14 protein-coding genes and 2 pseudogenes are annotated in these 14,947 nt (G+C 59.8%); 6 read left to right on the plus strand and 10 right to left on the minus strand.

All coding sequences use genetic code 11. From position 1 onward, the window contains the following. On the plus strand, window positions 1-599 hold a 599-nt coding region (locus B4E36_RS23635; protein WP_345900891.1), incomplete at its 5' end, for a substrate-binding domain-containing protein. A 440-nt stretch (window positions 600-1,039) separates the two neighbouring features. Then, window positions 1,040-1,899: pseudogene (locus B4E36_RS23640) on the plus strand (IS3 family transposase); the annotation flags it as partial. A 130-nt stretch (window positions 1,900-2,029) separates the two neighbouring features. Here B4E36_RS23640 and ilvB read toward each other — a convergent pair. The 4 genes from ilvB to B4E36_RS23660 form a co-directional block, all read right to left on the minus strand. Next, the gene (ilvB, locus tag B4E36_RS23645; protein ID WP_292056343.1) at window positions 2,030-3,742 is read right to left on the minus strand and encodes a biosynthetic-type acetolactate synthase large subunit; all 1,713 of its coding nucleotides are present in this window, start codon (window positions 3,740-3,742) and stop codon (window positions 2,030-2,032) included. A gap of 329 nt (window positions 3,743-4,071) precedes the next feature. Beyond that, window positions 4,072-5,610 (minus strand): tripartite tricarboxylate transporter permease, encoded by a 1,539-nt coding sequence (locus B4E36_RS23650; RefSeq protein ID WP_292056346.1) that lies wholly within the window; start codon window positions 5,608-5,610, stop codon window positions 4,072-4,074. A gap of 10 nt (window positions 5,611-5,620) precedes the next feature. Further along, the gene (locus B4E36_RS23655; RefSeq protein WP_292056348.1) at window positions 5,621-6,052 is read right to left on the minus strand and encodes a tripartite tricarboxylate transporter TctB family protein; all 432 of its coding nucleotides are present in this window, start codon (window positions 6,050-6,052) and stop codon (window positions 5,621-5,623) included. A 78-nt stretch (window positions 6,053-6,130) separates the two neighbouring features. Then, window positions 6,131-7,123 (minus strand): Bug family tripartite tricarboxylate transporter substrate binding protein, encoded by a 993-nt coding sequence (locus B4E36_RS23660; protein ID WP_292056350.1) that lies wholly within the window; start codon window positions 7,121-7,123, stop codon window positions 6,131-6,133. Between the two features lie 161 nt (window positions 7,124-7,284). Here B4E36_RS23660 and B4E36_RS23665 point away from each other — a divergent pair, with 161 nt between their 5' ends. From B4E36_RS23665 to B4E36_RS23680, 4 genes are all read left to right on the plus strand, one after another. Then, window positions 7,285-7,959 carry a response regulator gene (locus B4E36_RS23665; RefSeq protein WP_292056352.1) on the plus strand — a complete coding sequence of 225 codons (675 nt, stop codon included), beginning with the start codon at window positions 7,285-7,287 and terminating at the stop codon, window positions 7,957-7,959. Beyond that, entirely contained in the window at window positions 7,952-9,319 is a 1,368-nt protein-coding gene (locus B4E36_RS23670; protein ID WP_345900892.1) for a sensor histidine kinase, read from the plus strand. Before B4E36_RS23665 ends, B4E36_RS23670 begins: the two co-directional genes overlap by 8 nt. Before the next feature lie 4 nt (window positions 9,320-9,323). Next, window positions 9,324-10,376, plus strand: coding sequence for an ABC transporter substrate-binding protein (locus B4E36_RS23675; RefSeq protein WP_345900893.1), 1,053 nt, complete (start codon window positions 9,324-9,326; stop codon window positions 10,374-10,376). Between the two features lie 229 nt (window positions 10,377-10,605). Continuing rightward, window positions 10,606-10,953 carry a UbiD family decarboxylase domain-containing protein gene (locus B4E36_RS23680; RefSeq protein ID WP_292056356.1) on the plus strand — a complete coding sequence of 116 codons (348 nt, stop codon included), beginning with the start codon at window positions 10,606-10,608 and terminating at the stop codon, window positions 10,951-10,953. A 166-nt stretch (window positions 10,954-11,119) separates the two neighbouring features. Here B4E36_RS23680 and B4E36_RS23685 read toward each other — a convergent pair. From B4E36_RS23685 to B4E36_RS23710, 6 genes and pseudogenes are all read right to left on the minus strand, one after another. After that, window positions 11,120-11,517, minus strand: a pseudogene (locus B4E36_RS23685) (TIGR02444 family protein); the annotation flags it as partial. Window positions 11,518-11,566: 49 nt separating this feature from the next. After that, window positions 11,567-11,830 (minus strand): hypothetical protein, encoded by a 264-nt coding sequence (locus B4E36_RS23690; RefSeq protein WP_292056358.1) that lies wholly within the window; start codon window positions 11,828-11,830, stop codon window positions 11,567-11,569. Between the two features lie 116 nt (window positions 11,831-11,946). Beyond that, window positions 11,947-12,576 (minus strand): DUF637 domain-containing protein, encoded by a 630-nt coding sequence (locus tag B4E36_RS23695; RefSeq protein ID WP_345900894.1) that lies wholly within the window; start codon window positions 12,574-12,576, stop codon window positions 11,947-11,949. Window positions 12,577-12,766: 190 nt separating this feature from the next. Then, window positions 12,767-13,018 carry a hypothetical protein gene (locus B4E36_RS23700; protein ID WP_345900895.1) on the minus strand — a complete coding sequence of 84 codons (252 nt, stop codon included), beginning with the start codon at window positions 13,016-13,018 and terminating at the stop codon, window positions 12,767-12,769. Between the two features lie 82 nt (window positions 13,019-13,100). Continuing rightward, entirely contained in the window at window positions 13,101-13,589 is a 489-nt protein-coding gene (locus B4E36_RS23705) for a hypothetical protein (protein ID WP_292056364.1), read from the minus strand. A 7-nt stretch (window positions 13,590-13,596) separates the two neighbouring features. Further along, on the minus strand, window positions 13,597-14,947 hold a 1,351-nt coding region (locus tag B4E36_RS23710; RefSeq protein ID WP_345900896.1), incomplete at its 5' end, for a hypothetical protein.

Raw genomic sequence — 14,947 nt, forward strand, 5'->3', positions numbered from 1 at the left:
CCGCCAATGGCGCGCGTCTCGTTCTCATCAACCGGCCGCTGCCGGAGAAAATCGGTCTTGTCGATCAGATCGAGGCGGATTCGGCGGCCGGCGGCGCGCTGGCGGCGCGGCGGCTGATTGCGGCCGGTTGCAGCAACGTGGCCGTTGTCCTGTCCGGCTCCCGCACCTCCGCCAAACTCGCACGCGCGGAAGCGTTCATCACCGTGATGAAGGATCATCATGTTCCGGTCACCCAGTGGAGCCGGGGGCGCAACACCTACGAGACCGGCGTCGAGGCCGCCCACGGGCTTCTCGCCAAGCCGGGCACCGACGGAATTTTCGGGGTCACCGACGAAATCGCGCTGGGCGTGATGAACACCGCCCGCCACGAACTCGGCCTGTCCGTTCCAAAAGACGTCTCCGTGATCGGGTTCGACGACGCGCCAATTTCCGACTGGTCCTCACACCAGCTCACCACCGTCAGCCAGTCGCTGTCCTCGCTGACCCAGGCCACGCTGAAAGCCATCACCGGCCCGGCCAACGCCCCCTCCTCCCACCACTTCATCCCCGTACGCCTGGTCGAACGTCAGTCCGTTCGTCCCGCAAGCGCAGCGACTTAGATCATCGGCTTGAAAAGCGGTCGAGACAGCCCGATATCACCATGCCGGAATTGACGGGGAACGCGCTGACATCGCCGAAGCCCGGAAAATATAGCGTCAGCCGCGGATGCGCGAGCAATCAGACCATCTCGTCTTCATCGACGAGACATCCGTCGTCCATGGCGGATGCAGGCGCATGTCTGCACCAGTGAATTTACATCCGTCACGGCGAAGGCATCCGACATCTGCAAGGATTGTCCATGAAAAACGCTGCGCAGCTTGATTGCGGCCTTCAGGTCGAGAACCGGTGCAAGGGAACAAATAAAACTGTCTTTTATTTCAATGCTTTGTGCCGATGGGCATACGCGTGCATACCGAATCACTCTGGACACCAATAGACGTAAATTATTATTTATATTCAATGTTTTAATAAGGTAGCCCTGGGGTCGCGGCATATCGATCTGGGCGTCGATCTGCAAATCCTGAGTAATCGGGAGAAGACACAGCTGATCGACGCCCTCAAAGAAGTGTATCGCTTGCCAGAGCTGCTCGCCGCGCTGCGAATTGCCCGAAGCTCGTACTTCTACCACCGCACACGCATGTGTCTGGCAGACACGTATGCTGCCGTCCGCCTCAGCTTAGCGAAAATCTTTGAAGCAAATCGTCGTTGCTACGGCTACCGGAAATTGCAGAAATCGCTGGCCAGACAGAGCGTGACAATCTCGGAAAAGGTTGTTCAACGCTTGATGAAGCAGGAGAAACTGATCGTTGCCAAGCCGCGTCGACGGCGGTTTGGATCCTATCTGGGAGAGATCAATCCCGCGCCCGAGAACCTGAACAATCGGGACTTCCATGCAAAAGCACCCAACGTGAAATAGCTCACAGACATCACCGAGTTCCAGATTCCAGACGGCAAGGTGATCAACTGGTCCATCGGAACCAACCAGATGCGGGCCTCGTCAATACCATGCTGGATGCAGCCATCGGGACCGTGGACGACGGCAAACAACGGCCAATCATCCATTCCGATCGCGGAGCCCATTATCGCTGGCCTGGCTGGCTCAACAGGATCAGCGATGCGCAGCTGGTTCGTTCGATGTCCCGAAAGGATTGCTCGCAAGACAACGCCGCGTGCGAAGGGTTCTTCGGCAGACTGAAAACAGAGCTCTTCTATCCACGTGACTGGAAGGCCGTCACGATCGAACAGTTCGTCGCCGAAGTGGATGCCTACATACGCTGGTACAATAAGAAGCGTATCAAGATATCGCTCGGATCACTGAGCCTGGTCGAGTATCGACAAAGCTTCGGCCTGAAATTATGAAGCAGTCCAAGTTTTTATCCGCACCCCCACCGGATCAGTTCCGCGTGGAAACCAACACGAGTACTCCCCAAGTTCAATCAACTGGCGGCTGCCTGGAGCCGCCAGGATGTGGAATGGGAAACTTCTCCCGTCATCCGACCCGGGGATCGTCCGCACCCCGCGCGACCCGGCAATCGAAAACGACGGACCGGTCTGTCTCGATCATCTCCTCGATCATCGGGTCAAGTTCGGAACGCTTCTCACAGCGAAGACCGACGGCGCCATACGCTTTGGCAAGCTCGGCGAAATCCGGCACTGAAGCCCAATAGGCGTGGGTCCGAGTTTTTCTATCAGAAACTTGACCAGCACCCCGGAGGCCGCCTGGATGCTCGCCTCGCAAGATGAAGATCTTGATCGGCGCTTGGTGCTGTATTGCCGATGACAGTTCCTTTATCGTCGTTTGTACCGATGCGTCGCCGGTGACGGCGATGACGAGCCGGTCTGGGTTGGCGATCTGTGCGCCAAGGGCGGCAGGAAGACCGAAGCCCATTGTCGCCAGTCCACCGGATGTGATGAAACGATTGGGTCTCTCGAAACCGAAGATCTGCGCCACCGCGATCTGCTGGCCCATCTCGGCGGTCACGATCGGATCGTGCATCATTGTCAGTGCATGCAGGCGTTCCAATGCGTGCTGCGGTGTGATGGCTTCATTCGCTGGCTCGCACGGGTATGATTTCTGTGCTCGCCAACCGTCGATTTGTGCCCACCAGTTCCGCAACCGGGATCGGTCGGGAGCGCCGCACAGCGAGCGCCATGTCCGGATCATCTCCGCCAGCACGTGTGATGCGTTCCCCTGAATACCGATATCGACGGGAACACGCTTGTTGATTGCCGCCGCATCGATGTCCACCTGGATCGTTCTCGAGCAGGGAGACCGTGCATCAGGATCCTGAGTGATCAAACCGTCAAGTCTTGCGCCGACAGCGATCAGCAGATCGCAAGCCCCGATCGCCCTGTTGGCGGCGTGGGAGCCTGGTTCGCCTGCCATTTGCAACCAGTTGGAGCCGGATGCGGGATACGCTCCTAGCCCCATGAGGGTGGATGTGACCGGGACATTCGTGAGTTCGGCAAATGTGCGGAGCAGTCGCCACGCTTCAGGCCCCGCATTCGTGACACCGCCTCCGATATAGAGGACGGGTCGCCGGGCCTTGGTCATCAACGCGACAGCCGATCGGATCGCATTGTGATCGTCTTGCACGGCGGGCCGGCAGTGCGCATGGGACAGAACCGCGTCCGGCAGCACATACTCTCCGCTCGCGAATAGGACATCCTTCGGCATGTCGACGAGCACCGGCCCCGGTCGTCCGGACGTCGCAACTTTGAAAGCGAGATGGATGGCTTTGGCCAAGTCGTCGATGTGACTGACCAGAATGTTATACTTGGTGCAGGGTCGTGTTATCCCGACCGTATCGCACTCCTGAAATGCATCGGTCCCGATCAGCGTTGTGGGAACCTGTCCGCAAAGGCAGACGATAGGGGTGGAATCGGCCAGGGCATCCTGCAGCGGCGTGATGGCATTGGTCACGCCCGGGCCCGATGTTACCAGCATCACCCCGACCTTGCCGGTCGAACGGGCATAGCCCTGCGCGGCATGCCCGGCGCCTTGCTCGTGGCGTACTAGGTAGTGCTTGATGTCATCTTGCTGAAAGATTTCGTCATAGATGGGCAGGACCGCTGCACCTGGATAGCCGAAGATGTGTTCGACTCCGTTATCTCGAAGCGCCCGAAGGACGATTGCGCCTCCATTCAAAGGGTTGCGAAGGGAATCCTCGAAGTTACTACGTTTGGCCTTGTCGCTGGTCATATTGCGATTCCGTCGATATGGGGGTGAAGGTGCGACGGGGCATAAAAAAAAGGCCCCGTCAGGGACCTTGTTTTCGGCGCATGGGCGGCGGTTGCCGGACGGTTACACCGTCCTGCCCATGCGCGCGATCACCACTACCAGAACCAATACGCTTGCCATCAGCTATCATTATCTCCGAGATTGCATATGGTCAATTGTGAAGCGGATTTTACATAGGCGAAGCCCGATTGCAGTCACGATCTCGTTGATCGGGATCCAGGACTTGCGGACGTGGCGGCGGATGGCCATACAGCCTGCATGACCACCCGCCGCCGCTCCATTCCGGCAGATCAGTCCCGAACGCCGCCTTCGTCGTCCAGTCTCATTCTTTTCAGCTGCCGCAGACGGCCGAGGAAGATCGGCAGAACGAAACCGACGATGGCGATGGCCCAAAGCGTGATCGACAGCGGTGAAGCGAAGAGCGTGAGGTAGTCGCCATTGGCGATATTCACGGCGCGGCGGAAATTCACCTCCATCTCGTTTCCGAGAAGCGTGCCGAGAATGACCGGGACGAGCGGCACGTCCATCTTGCGCAGGACCCAGCCCATGATGCCGAAACCGACCATGACGAGCAGGTCGAAGCTCGAGCCGGAGATGCCGTAGATCCCGACGAAGGAGATCATGGCGACGATCGGCATGAGGATGCGCGGCGGCACGAGTAACAGGCGCGTGAAGAAGCCGACCATGGGTATGTTCATGGCGAGCAGCATGAAATTGGCGATGAACAGCGCCGCGATCAGCCCCCAGACCACGTCCGGGTTTTGCGAGAACAGCAGCGGGCCGGGCGTGATGTTGAGCGACAGCAGAACGGCGAGCAGAACCGCGGTCGTGCCGGAGCCGGGAACGCCAAGCGCCAGCATCGGCACCAGCGCGCCACCGGCGGCCGCGTTGTTGCCTGCTTCCGGTGCAGCCACGCCGCGCGGATCGCCCTTGCCGAACGTGCCCTCGCGGTCGACCAGCCGCTTTTCCATCGAATAGGAGATAAACGATCCGAGCGAGGCGCCCGCACCCGGCAAGACGCCGGCGATGAAGCCAAGGCCCGTGGTGCGCAACATGGTCGGCGTGCATGAACGGATCAGTTTCCAGGACGGCGTAATCCGGCCGATTTTCATCTTGGGCTTCGCGGAAATGTCGCTATCGGTGCCCCGATGCTCCAGGAAGACGAAGACCTCCGACAGGGCAAACAGGCCGACGATGGCGACGAGGAAGTCGATCCCATCATAAAGATGCACCTCGCCGAAAGTGAAGCGGGGGACGCCGGTCTGGGTGTCAACGCCGATCATTGCCAGCGCAAGCCCCAGTGCCGCCGCAAAGGCGGCTTTCGCCTGGTTGGTCGACGAGATGCCGCCGAGCGTCGCGAAGGCCAGCGTGAACAGCGCGAAATATTCGGCGGGACCGAACAGAAGCGCCACCTTGACCAGTTGCGGCGCCAGAAGGACGAGGCCCCATGTGGCGAAAAACGAGCCGACGAAGGAGGCGATGCCGGACAGCGCCAGCGCCTCCCCGGCGCGGCCCTGCTGGGCCATGGGATAGCCGTCGAGACACGTCATCATCGCCGGCTCGTCGCCGGGTATGTTCAGCAGGATAGAGGAGATGCGGCCGCCATACATGGCGCCGTAATAGACCGAGGTCAGCAGGATAAGCGACGGCGTGGCGCCGAGGCCGAGCGTGAATGCCAGCGGAATGAGGATCGCGACGCCATTCGACGGCCCCAGACCGGGAAGCGCCCCCATGATCGTGCCGAGAAAGCAACCGAGCAGCGCGAGCGCGAGGTTCTGCCAGGTCAGGGCGACGACGAAGCCATCGGCCAGTGAAGAAAGCGTTTCCATCGGTTCCTCCTCAGAATCCGAACGGGCCGCGGGCCAGGGAAAGACCGAGAACCAGGTGGAAGATAATGTAGATGCCGACCGATGTGCCGATGCCGATGATGAGACTTTCGACCGGGCGCGAGCCGAGGCGCCAGGTCAGGTAAGCCGCGGCGACTGCCGTGGCGATCACGAATCCGGCAACCGGCAGCAGCTCGGCATAGGCGGCGAGAACCAGCACGGCCAGGCCGATCTCCGCAAGACGTCCGGCGCGCGGCCAGTGCGGCTCGGGGTCCGGCTTCAACAGGAAGTAGACCGAGGAAATACCCATCACGGCAGCGATGATGTAGGGAAAGACTTTCGGGCCGACGGCGTCAGTCAGAAAGCTTTCCTGGATGATCGAGGCCTGCCAGGCGAAGAAGATGGCGATAACCAAGCCGATCCCGCCAAAAATGCGATCGCTCATTCTATCCTCACAATAAACGATGATACTGTCAGGCCCCCGCAGCGGCGTGCGAGGGCGCTTTTCCGGTATTGCGGACGGTTACTGCAGGATGCCGATCTGTTTCGACAGGTCGGTGATGTTCTGCACCGATTCAGCCACGAACTGCTGGAATTCCTCGCCCTGCAGGTCGAGAGGGGCAAGCCCGTTCCGTTCCATCACGGCCTTCCATTCATCGGAGCCATAGAGCGTGCCCACTGCATCGACCCAGTAGTTGTAGGCTGCGTCGCTCATCTTGCCCGGGCCGTAAAAACCGCGCCAGTTGGCGCCGATGGCGTCGATGCCCTGCTCCCTGGCGGTCGGGAATTCGGCGAATTCGCCGCTGAGGCGTTCGGGGGCCAGGACGGCAAGCACCTTGATGTCGCCGGATTCGACGAAGCCCTTGGCTTCGGACAGGTCGCCGGTAAAGGCCTGGAGCGAACCGGCAAGGAGCTGCGTGACGGCTTCGCCGCCACCGGCAAACGCGATGTACTTGACCTTGCGCACGTCCTCGATGCCGGCCTTCTGCGCAGCGATCAGCACCTTGAGATGATCCCAACCGCCCACGGCCGAACCGCCGCCGATTGCGACCGAGGTCGGATCTTCCTTGATCTGATCCATCAGTTGCGGAAGCGTATCGATGTCGCTATCGGCAGCGACCGCAATGACGCCGTAGTCGGCGCCGACGGCCCCGATCCAGCGCACCTGGTCCATCGTGTTGCCCGGAAACGCGTTCTGCGCGAGGCGCGTGGCCGTCGCGGATGAGGCAGCGACGATGAGGTCGTTGTCGTCATTTCGCTTGTTCACGACCTCGGCAAACGCCACGCCGCCGCCGCCGCCCGAAAGGTTCACGACCTGCATGGTGGACGGGATGATATCGAGATCCTGCATGGTCTTGCCCACCTGCCGGCAGGTGAAGTCCCAGCCGCCGCCGGGATTGGCGGGAGCGATACATTCGGGATTTTCGGGCGTGAAATCCTGCGCGGAAGCCGCAAGCGGTGCAAGGGTGAGTGCGGCGGCAACCAGAAGGCTGCGCCCGGGAAATGAAAAATTCATGTTCTCTCCTCCAAAAAAGCATGACCGGACATCTTTGTTTGCTGCCCGATCGGCTCACCCTATCAGGACAAGCTGTCACCAACCTGTCATCGCTTGCCAGGGAGACTTTCGCCCTGGTGGAGGCGGGTATACTGTAGCCGGCGGAGGAGCAGCGAAACGAAATGCGGGTACTGATCGTGGAGGATGCGGCGGATGTCGCCGAGGCCGTGGCGGCGAGCCTGGCGCGGGCAGGCTTTGTCTGCGACATCGCAGCCGACATCGCGCACGCGGCGGCTCTTCTCGAAGCGCAGGCGTTCGACGTGATCGTGCTCGACATCAACCTGCCGGACGGGGACGGTCGTGGATTTCTGCGCAGCTTGCGCCGCGATGACAACCGCACGCCGGTCCTGATGCTGACGGCGCGCTTCGACGTATCCTCCCGCGTCGGCGCACTGGACGAAGGCGCGGACGACTATCTGGTCAAGCCATTCGACCTGCGCGAACTGGAGGCGCGACTGCGTGTGCTGACGCGCCGCAATCGCGGCCTGGCCGACAGCCAGCTCACGCTGGGCCGACTGGTGATCGACACGGCCGGACAGACCGTGCGATGCGACGGCGACCTCGTCAGCATGACCCGCCGCGAAATGGCGCTGCTCAATCTTCTCGCGGCCCATCGCGGTCAGATCATGTCCAAGGAGCGCCTTTTCGACGGCCTGTTTTCATTCGACAACACGGATGTCGGCCTGAATACGGTGGAGCTTTACGTGGCCCGGCTGCGCAAGAAGCTGGCGGGCGCCGGCGTCGCGATCGAGACGCATCGCGGTCTTGGATACCGGCTGGATGTCCGCGATGAGTAAGGCGGCCGGCCTGCGCGGAACACTGTCACTCAAGAGCCGTGTCGCGCTCGCGATGGCCGCCGTGCTGGCCGTCGGCGGCGCGATGGTTCTGGTGGCAGCCCTTGCCTATGGCCGCCAAGCGGCGCGCGAGGCCTATGACCGGCTGCTTGTCGGCGCGGCGAGCGACATCGCGGAATCCATCACGGTACGCGACGGCGCAGCACTGGTCGACATGCCGATCTCGGCGTTCGAGCTGCTGGCGCTCGCGCCCGATGACCGCATCAGCTACCGCATCGTCGGTCCGGACGGAGAGACATTGACCGGTTACGATACCGCGCCCTTGCCACGGGAGGAAGGCGATGTCGTGTTCTATGACGGGGCGTTCGGGAGCGAAAAAGCGCGCTATGTCAGTCTTGTGCGCCGGTTTGCGGAACGCAGTTTTTCGGGACCGGTGCAGGTCATCGTGGGTCAGACATTGAAGGCGCGCACGGAACTGGCCCGCGATATCGCGCAGAACGCGCTCATCGTTCTGGGCGCAGCCGGCGCGGCCATGGCGTTCTTTGCGTGGTTGGTGATGCGCTCGGCGCTTCTGCCTCTGCCGCGTATCGGTTTCGCGCTCAGGCAGCGCGACCCGACAGACCTGACCCCCATCGATCTGTCCGCCCCGTCCGAGGTCGCAACGCTCGTCGAGTCGCTGAACGGATTCATGGCGCGTCTCGACCATCAGATGACAACCAACCGAAACCTGATCGGAGATGCCGCGCACCAGCTTCGCACCCCCGTTGCCGCCATTCGTGCGCAAGCCCAGTTGGCAGCGGAAGAACCCGATGCCGCGCGTCGGGAAAAAATGGTGGCCCGCATTCATGAGCGCGCCGTGAGCCTCAGTCACCTGCTGGACCAGATGCTGAACCATGCGATGATCATACACCGCGCGGATACGGCCCCCCGCGCGCTCGTCGACCTCCGCGATGTCGCGATCGAGGCTTTCGAGGCGAACGAGCCGGGTGCTTTCGGGAAACAGTACGCGGTTTCCCTTGACCTTCCTGATTCACCGGTGATGGTCCGCGGCGACATGATGTCACTTGCCGAGGCGGCCAAGAACCTGCTCGGCAATGCCCTCAATCACGGGCGTCCGCCGGTGCGGATCGGTGTGCGCAGCGGTGACCGCGCGATCCTTTGGGTCTACGATAAGGGCGATGGCCCGCCAGCGGAGATTCTCGACGAGCCGGGCATGCGTTTCGCCGGCGATCAGAGCAAGGGAAGCGGCGGTCTGGGGCTCGCGATTGCGCATGCGGTTGCTGCGAGCCACGCCGGGTGGATATCGTTTCATGCAACCGGCGGCGGGTTCGAGGCCGCCCTCGACCTGCCCAAGGACGGATAACGACATGCGCCATCTCGCTTGTGTTCTTTTCCTCGTCTGGTCCTTTCCCGCCGCGGCGCAGGAACTGTCGGAGGCGTTCGGGCCGGCCGCGGCAGAACCGCTCGTCATCCGCTCGACCACGGATCTTACGGTCATGAGGCCGGTGCTCGAGAGCTATCTGGCGGGAAAGCCGAATCTCAGGATCGAATATGAGCAGTGGGGCTCCAACGATCTCTACGAGCTTACAGCCACGGAATGCGCCGGAGGGATCGCCGATGCCGACCTCGTCATCAGTTCGGCGGTCGACCAGATGGTGCGGCTGGTCAATGACGGCTGCGCCGCGACATACCGGTCCGATCAGACCGCATCGCTTCCAAGCGAGTTCAGATGGCGCGACCAGCTCTGGGGTATCTCGCGCGAGCCCGCGGTGATGGTCTACAATGCCGAGCTGGTGCCCGCCATGGATGTCCCGCGATCGCGCTTCGACCTTCTCGATCTGCTTCGCCCGGAAACCAGCCGCTACCGGGGGCGGCTGGCGACCTATGATATCGAGACATCCGGGCTCGGCTATCTCCTGGCTTTTGCCGATTCGCTCGAGGCAACCACCTTTGGCGGCCTGATGGAGTCCTTCGGCCGCAGCGGCGCGGTCGCGACCTGCTGTTCCGCCGAAATCATCGATGCGGTGATTGAGGGCAAGTACCTCATTGCCTACAATATTCTCGGGTCCTATGCGCTGGCCCGCGCCGAGAAAGACCCGCGGCTCGGCATCATCGCGCCCAGCGACTACACGCTCATCCTTTCGCGCGGCGCGATGATACCGCGCGATGCCGCCGCGAAGGCGCTGGCCGCGGACTTTCTCGATTACCTTCTTTCGCGCGCCGGCCGCAAAGCGCTCGAAAAGGCGCTGCTGCTGGTCCGGCTGGATGATGACGATGGTTCGCCGCTCGAATTGCCGGAAGCAGCGCAGTCCAATGAACGCCTGATCCCGCTTTCTCCGACGCTTCTGATCGCGCTCGACCGGCAGAAGCGATATATTTTCCGCGAACGTTGGCGCGCCGCATTTCCAAACGAAGAGTGACAAGCTCGTCCCCTTCCAGACCAGATGTCATCGCGCTAGCGTCTCGTTACCGAGTAATCGATCCAACTCGGGCCCTCCTCTGTCTCAAAAGCGCATTTAGCCGTTCCAGGCTCGCAGAATCACATCGAGGATTGCCCTGCCCGGCCGCCACGCCCAAAGGAAGTAGCAAGACTCTTCTGCCGGCGCAGGTCTCCCTCATACCGCAGCCGTTCGGCATAGGTCGGAAGCTTTGGGTCAACCACACTGCTGCCGGCCGCCTGTGGCGCGCCAGGCGCTGATGATGCTGTTCGGGCTCGACCCTTACGTCAAATTCGCCGTGGCGGTGGATGACGACATCGAGCTTGCCCGCGAGGAAGAGGTTCTGTGGGCCATGGCCACGCGCTTTCAGGCCGACACCGACATGTTCGTGGTGCCGAATGTGCTGTGCAACCGGCTCGACCCTTCCTCGCGCGAGGGCATGTCGGCAAAGCTCGGGCTTGATGCCAAGGCACCGCTCGAATGGGATGTCGAACGCAACGAACTGCCGGACGCGGCAATCGCATGGGCGCGGGAGCAGAGCAGGCGGTCAGGGCGTTGAAACGGGCGATAGCGTCGCCCGGCACGCCCTTTCCGGTCAGGAACCGGTCGGCATTGTCGAAAGGCGGGGCGGATGGCGCTGGACCGGCATCGCCCAGAAACCGGACGAGCATGGCCAGTTCCAGCTGTTCGGCCTCGATTTCCCGGGCCTTGATCGCCTCCCGGTTCGCGGCAATCGCCGGATCGCCTGCAAGCGGTTTTGCAAAGCGTCGAGCATGGCGCAGCGGGATGATGACGTTTTGCGCCAAGGTTCTACGGCGACTTCTGCTGCAACGAGCATATCGTCATCAAGCGGCAGGTGTCTGGTATCGCAAAGACGGAAAAACAGGAGCAGCACAACGTCGATCTCATGGCTATCCTGCAATGAGAGGCAGGCGCCTGAGACACCATCGCGGCGATAAAGCGCCAGTATGTCGGTCCAGAACGGGTTGTGCGGGTCGAGCGGCCGTTGCGTTTTCATGCGATCATGGCTCCGCGTCCGGACGGTTGAAGGCCGTCGCCGACCCGAAATGCATTTGTCACGGATTGAGAGCCGGAAAGAGAAAAAATCATGTCGAAGCCCCATATCATAGTTATACCAAGGGGAATCCTAGAAAGGTAAAGCGCAAATCAACTCAAGCCCATGGCATGAGACATATCGCGCCATTTGATTTCCACAGGAAAAGGCTTCTTTTCATAAAAGGATTTAAAAGCCTCAACAACATCATCAATAAAGAGTATTTCATCGGGATGCATTTCATATGCCCACCACCAAACATCAGTGTCTGTTCTCCCTCAAATGGAACTTTTGCTTTTTCTAAATAGGCACGCCAATGCTTGGACGCTTGTTGATCTCGCAACTCAAGAACACAAGTCACTCTTCCGCCTGCAACCTGCATATACGAACCATCGTCGTAATTGGTAAGGCACGCATAAGAATGCGGACCATAGCTTTTTAAGCCTCGCAAAAAAACCCAAGACTCTCCGGAAAAATGGAGGGAAGTCGGGTCTCAGGTCACCCGCCACACAGGGCGTTGTTCTCAAAACCGGATTCAGCTACCAAAGCAGCAACATTGACGTTCTCAGCATTGCCGCTTGACAGCAGGAAGCCTGCGAAAGCACCAATGAACTCGGCCGTGTTGGTATATTCCTCTGCGTTTAAATGTCGCCCGAACTCATCTGTCGTTCCGGCATAAAGGCTTTGCGCTATGGCCCCGGCGGCACCCGCCGCACACGACACGCCTGTCGCTTCGGCAGCCGCACACCCGGCAAGGCCGTGGAGCATCGCGTGGGGAAAAGATCCCTCCTCAAGACCAAGTTTACCGATCTCGAACTGCACATCGGCCAGCGTCAGGCTGACGACCGTGTTCAGGAGCGAGCGCGAGAAGGACGACCCGAAATCCGTGCCGTAGACGGCTGACGACAGGCCCGACGTGATCATCCCGTCCAGCGCGCCGTCGATGATGTTGGCAAGGCTCAGATTGCCCTTGCCGAAACCATTGATGATACCATCGCACAGGTCAGGATGGGTTTTGTCGGTAATCCCGAGCGCCTCCAGCCCGATCCCCTCCGTCAGGCCCGCGGTGACGGCGGAGAAGGTGGCACCGGCGAGGATGTCGCCGAGGTCGTAATAGCCGGAGACCATGCCGTCGAGGCTTTCCACCAGGAAGCTGGAGGCGAACGCATTGGCGGCGGCAAGCTGCCAGGTTAACGAACGTGTTCAAAAGCGAGCGCGAGAAGGCCGAGCAGAAATCCGTGCCTTAGACGGCCGATGACAGGCCGAAAATTATAACACTTTCACGCCAAAAACAGTAGGTTGGGACAGAGGCGTATACTTAGCCTTTGGGAAGTTTATCAGCGACCGCTCGAAATTCTTCCGCAGAAAGCCCCGTTAATGTCGGCATATCCCAATCAAAAAATCTTTCATCGTTGACGGCATGAAATACTAACGCCCTCAAACCCGACAATTCAGCACCGGAAAGTTCTTTACTTGGAACAAAACATTCTACTGCTTCAAATATGACTTGGGCTGGCATATCTGGTGTGCTGGAACATAAAACAATTTCCCCTTTCTCTTCTAGAGACAATAGAACCTGCTTTATAGCGTCTAAGAGAGGACTCCCCTTCATCAATAAGGCCCCGTTCGGGAGGGGATTTAAGCAAAAATAGTTAGCCCAACTTTTCGAAAGGATATTCAGAAGGCACAACCAAAAAATCCTCAACATTCATCTGATAGACGCCATTCTCAAGGTCTTGAAAAACAAGAGTCTTCGCGTCCCTCAAAATACATGACGTTATTATCTCGGTATGCCAGTACTCCTTTTGTGTTTCCATCCCGGTGCGCGATCGACCGACAAAAAGGGTATCGCATTCAACTAAAATCATATTTTCCAGAAACCAAATTTTACTGATCTCTTCCTGCTCTTCGAAACTTGTCATCCCCTGACCTTTGCCCACCAAATAGGCATTGCAGCCGCCGTAAACCGCGAAGCTACCATCAACTGAGACAGAAAATTTCGGAGCCATATGAGAAGGAAACTCACATGCCCCTAGAACCATGCCATTTCTACGCAGCTCGTATTTCGAATATCCGGCACTTTCTTCCTTCTTAAGAAGACCAAAAACGACCCTGTGCGCTACACAAGAAAAACTTTTCATAAAACTCCTACTGCCTAGGACCGGGGAACGCGGTAACAAAGCTCACCGAGCCGTCAGCCTTCACTTGCCACGCCGCCTTAACGTTCGCCGTCACCCCATTAGGCCCGGTTATAGGGGCCGTTACTTCAACTTTGTTACCTGTGATCACCGCATCGCTAAAATTGTCCTTTAGGTGGCTTTCCATAGCACTCGCAAGCTCGTCACTCGACTTAAAACCCAATGCCCCTTCGAAATACCCACCTTTACCTATACTATCCTGATTTCCTGGCACCTTGCCCAGAAGGTAGTCCATTTTCCCATATGGCGAGTTAGTAGGCCCAGGAATTTTTATTGAACCTGTATCTAAAGTCTGACCATCAGCTCGAGTTATGAACCGTGGTCCACTATTCCCAGCATTCACCGTAACCATCCGGCCCGCATCGTCAAGCTTTGCGACGATCTCTCCGGCGGCGTTTTTGTACATAACGCTGCCGCCTACGACGACGGGAACCAGCGAGGTTCCGGCGAACTCGCTACCCACGGCATCTGCGGCAAACGTGCCGAGCATCGCAATGCAGTGGACCGGTTCCGCACAGGAGGCCAGGATGCCCTCCACCGCCACGCCGGCAGCTGCTGCCCCGATGCTAGCAGTGGCAATCACCGCCAACTGAACGGCTGTGTTATAGGCCTCCTGTTCACGCGTACGATCCCAGATGTCGACCGAGAGCCCGACAATCGAAGACGGCGGAACCACAAGGCCGTTTTCCTTGTAGAAACCGAGTGCGGCGGGATTTGACTGCAGTTCGTCAAGCAGGAGCTCGGTATTGTCCCAATCGCCGTCGATCGCACCGAAGCCGAGCAGGCCGCCGCTGTCATGCGAGGCCCGGAACGCCATCACGCCGTCGATCATCCCGACCTGCTGGCCAAGTTCGCTCAGGAATGTCTGAGCCTGGCTATCCCACTGACCATTGGTAATGACATCGTAGCCCGCCTGCACCTGGCGATAGGCCTGTTGGGCAAGCCGCCGTTCCGCCTCGGCCAGATCGTCCGCGCTGCATGGTGTATCGCCACCGCACAGCCCAAGGAATTGGGCAAATTCGTCGCTGTATTCCTCGATCAGTTCGATTTCGCGGATATGCAGCTGTCGATTATTCGCGATCGCCGACTGGCCAATGGACGCGTCGGCAAAAACGCTATCGCCATCGCCGCCGGACGCCGCATAGCCAGCAACAGCCGACCAGACGGCGGCGATGCGCTGTTCCTTCGCGATCCGCTGCGCCTGCTGGTCACTCGCCGAAAGGCTCTCGTCCACCTGAACAGGATTGCGGGTAAAATACCCCGCTGCCAGCGACGACGCGATCCCGCCCGCAGCGCCAGCC

The organism is Martelella sp. UBA3392 (assembly GCF_002358775.1).
Classification (GTDB): Bacteria; Pseudomonadota; Alphaproteobacteria; order Rhizobiales; family Rhizobiaceae; genus Martelella; species Martelella mediterranea.

Coding starts and splice junctions, on each gene's coding strand:
- ilvB (WP_292056343.1), bottom strand. CDS start 3,742: ATGACCAGCGACAAGGCCAAACGTAGTAACTTCGAGGATTCCCTTCGC.
- B4E36_RS23650 (WP_292056346.1), bottom strand. CDS start 5,610: ATGGAAACGCTTTCTTCACTGGCCGATGGCTTCGTCGTCGCCCTGACC.
- B4E36_RS23655 (WP_292056348.1), bottom strand. CDS start 6,052: ATGAGCGATCGCATTTTTGGCGGGATCGGCTTGGTTATCGCCATCTTC.
- B4E36_RS23660 (WP_292056350.1), bottom strand. CDS start 7,123: ATGAATTTTTCATTTCCCGGGCGCAGCCTTCTGGTTGCCGCCGCACTC.
- B4E36_RS23665 (WP_292056352.1), top strand. CDS start 7,285: ATGCGGGTACTGATCGTGGAGGATGCGGCGGATGTCGCCGAGGCCGTG.
- B4E36_RS23670 (WP_345900892.1), top strand. CDS start 7,952: ATGAGTAAGGCGGCCGGCCTGCGCGGAACACTGTCACTCAAGAGCCGT.
- B4E36_RS23675 (WP_345900893.1), top strand. CDS start 9,324: ATGCGCCATCTCGCTTGTGTTCTTTTCCTCGTCTGGTCCTTTCCCGCC.
- B4E36_RS23690 (WP_292056358.1), bottom strand. CDS start 11,830: ATGCAGGTTGCAGGCGGAAGAGTGACTTGTGTTCTTGAGTTGCGAGAT.
- B4E36_RS23695 (WP_345900894.1), bottom strand. CDS start 12,576: ATGGTCTCCGGCTATTACGACCTCGGCGACATCCTCGCCGGTGCCACC.
- B4E36_RS23705 (WP_292056364.1), bottom strand. CDS start 13,589: ATGAAAAGTTTTTCTTGTGTAGCGCACAGGGTCGTTTTTGGTCTTCTT.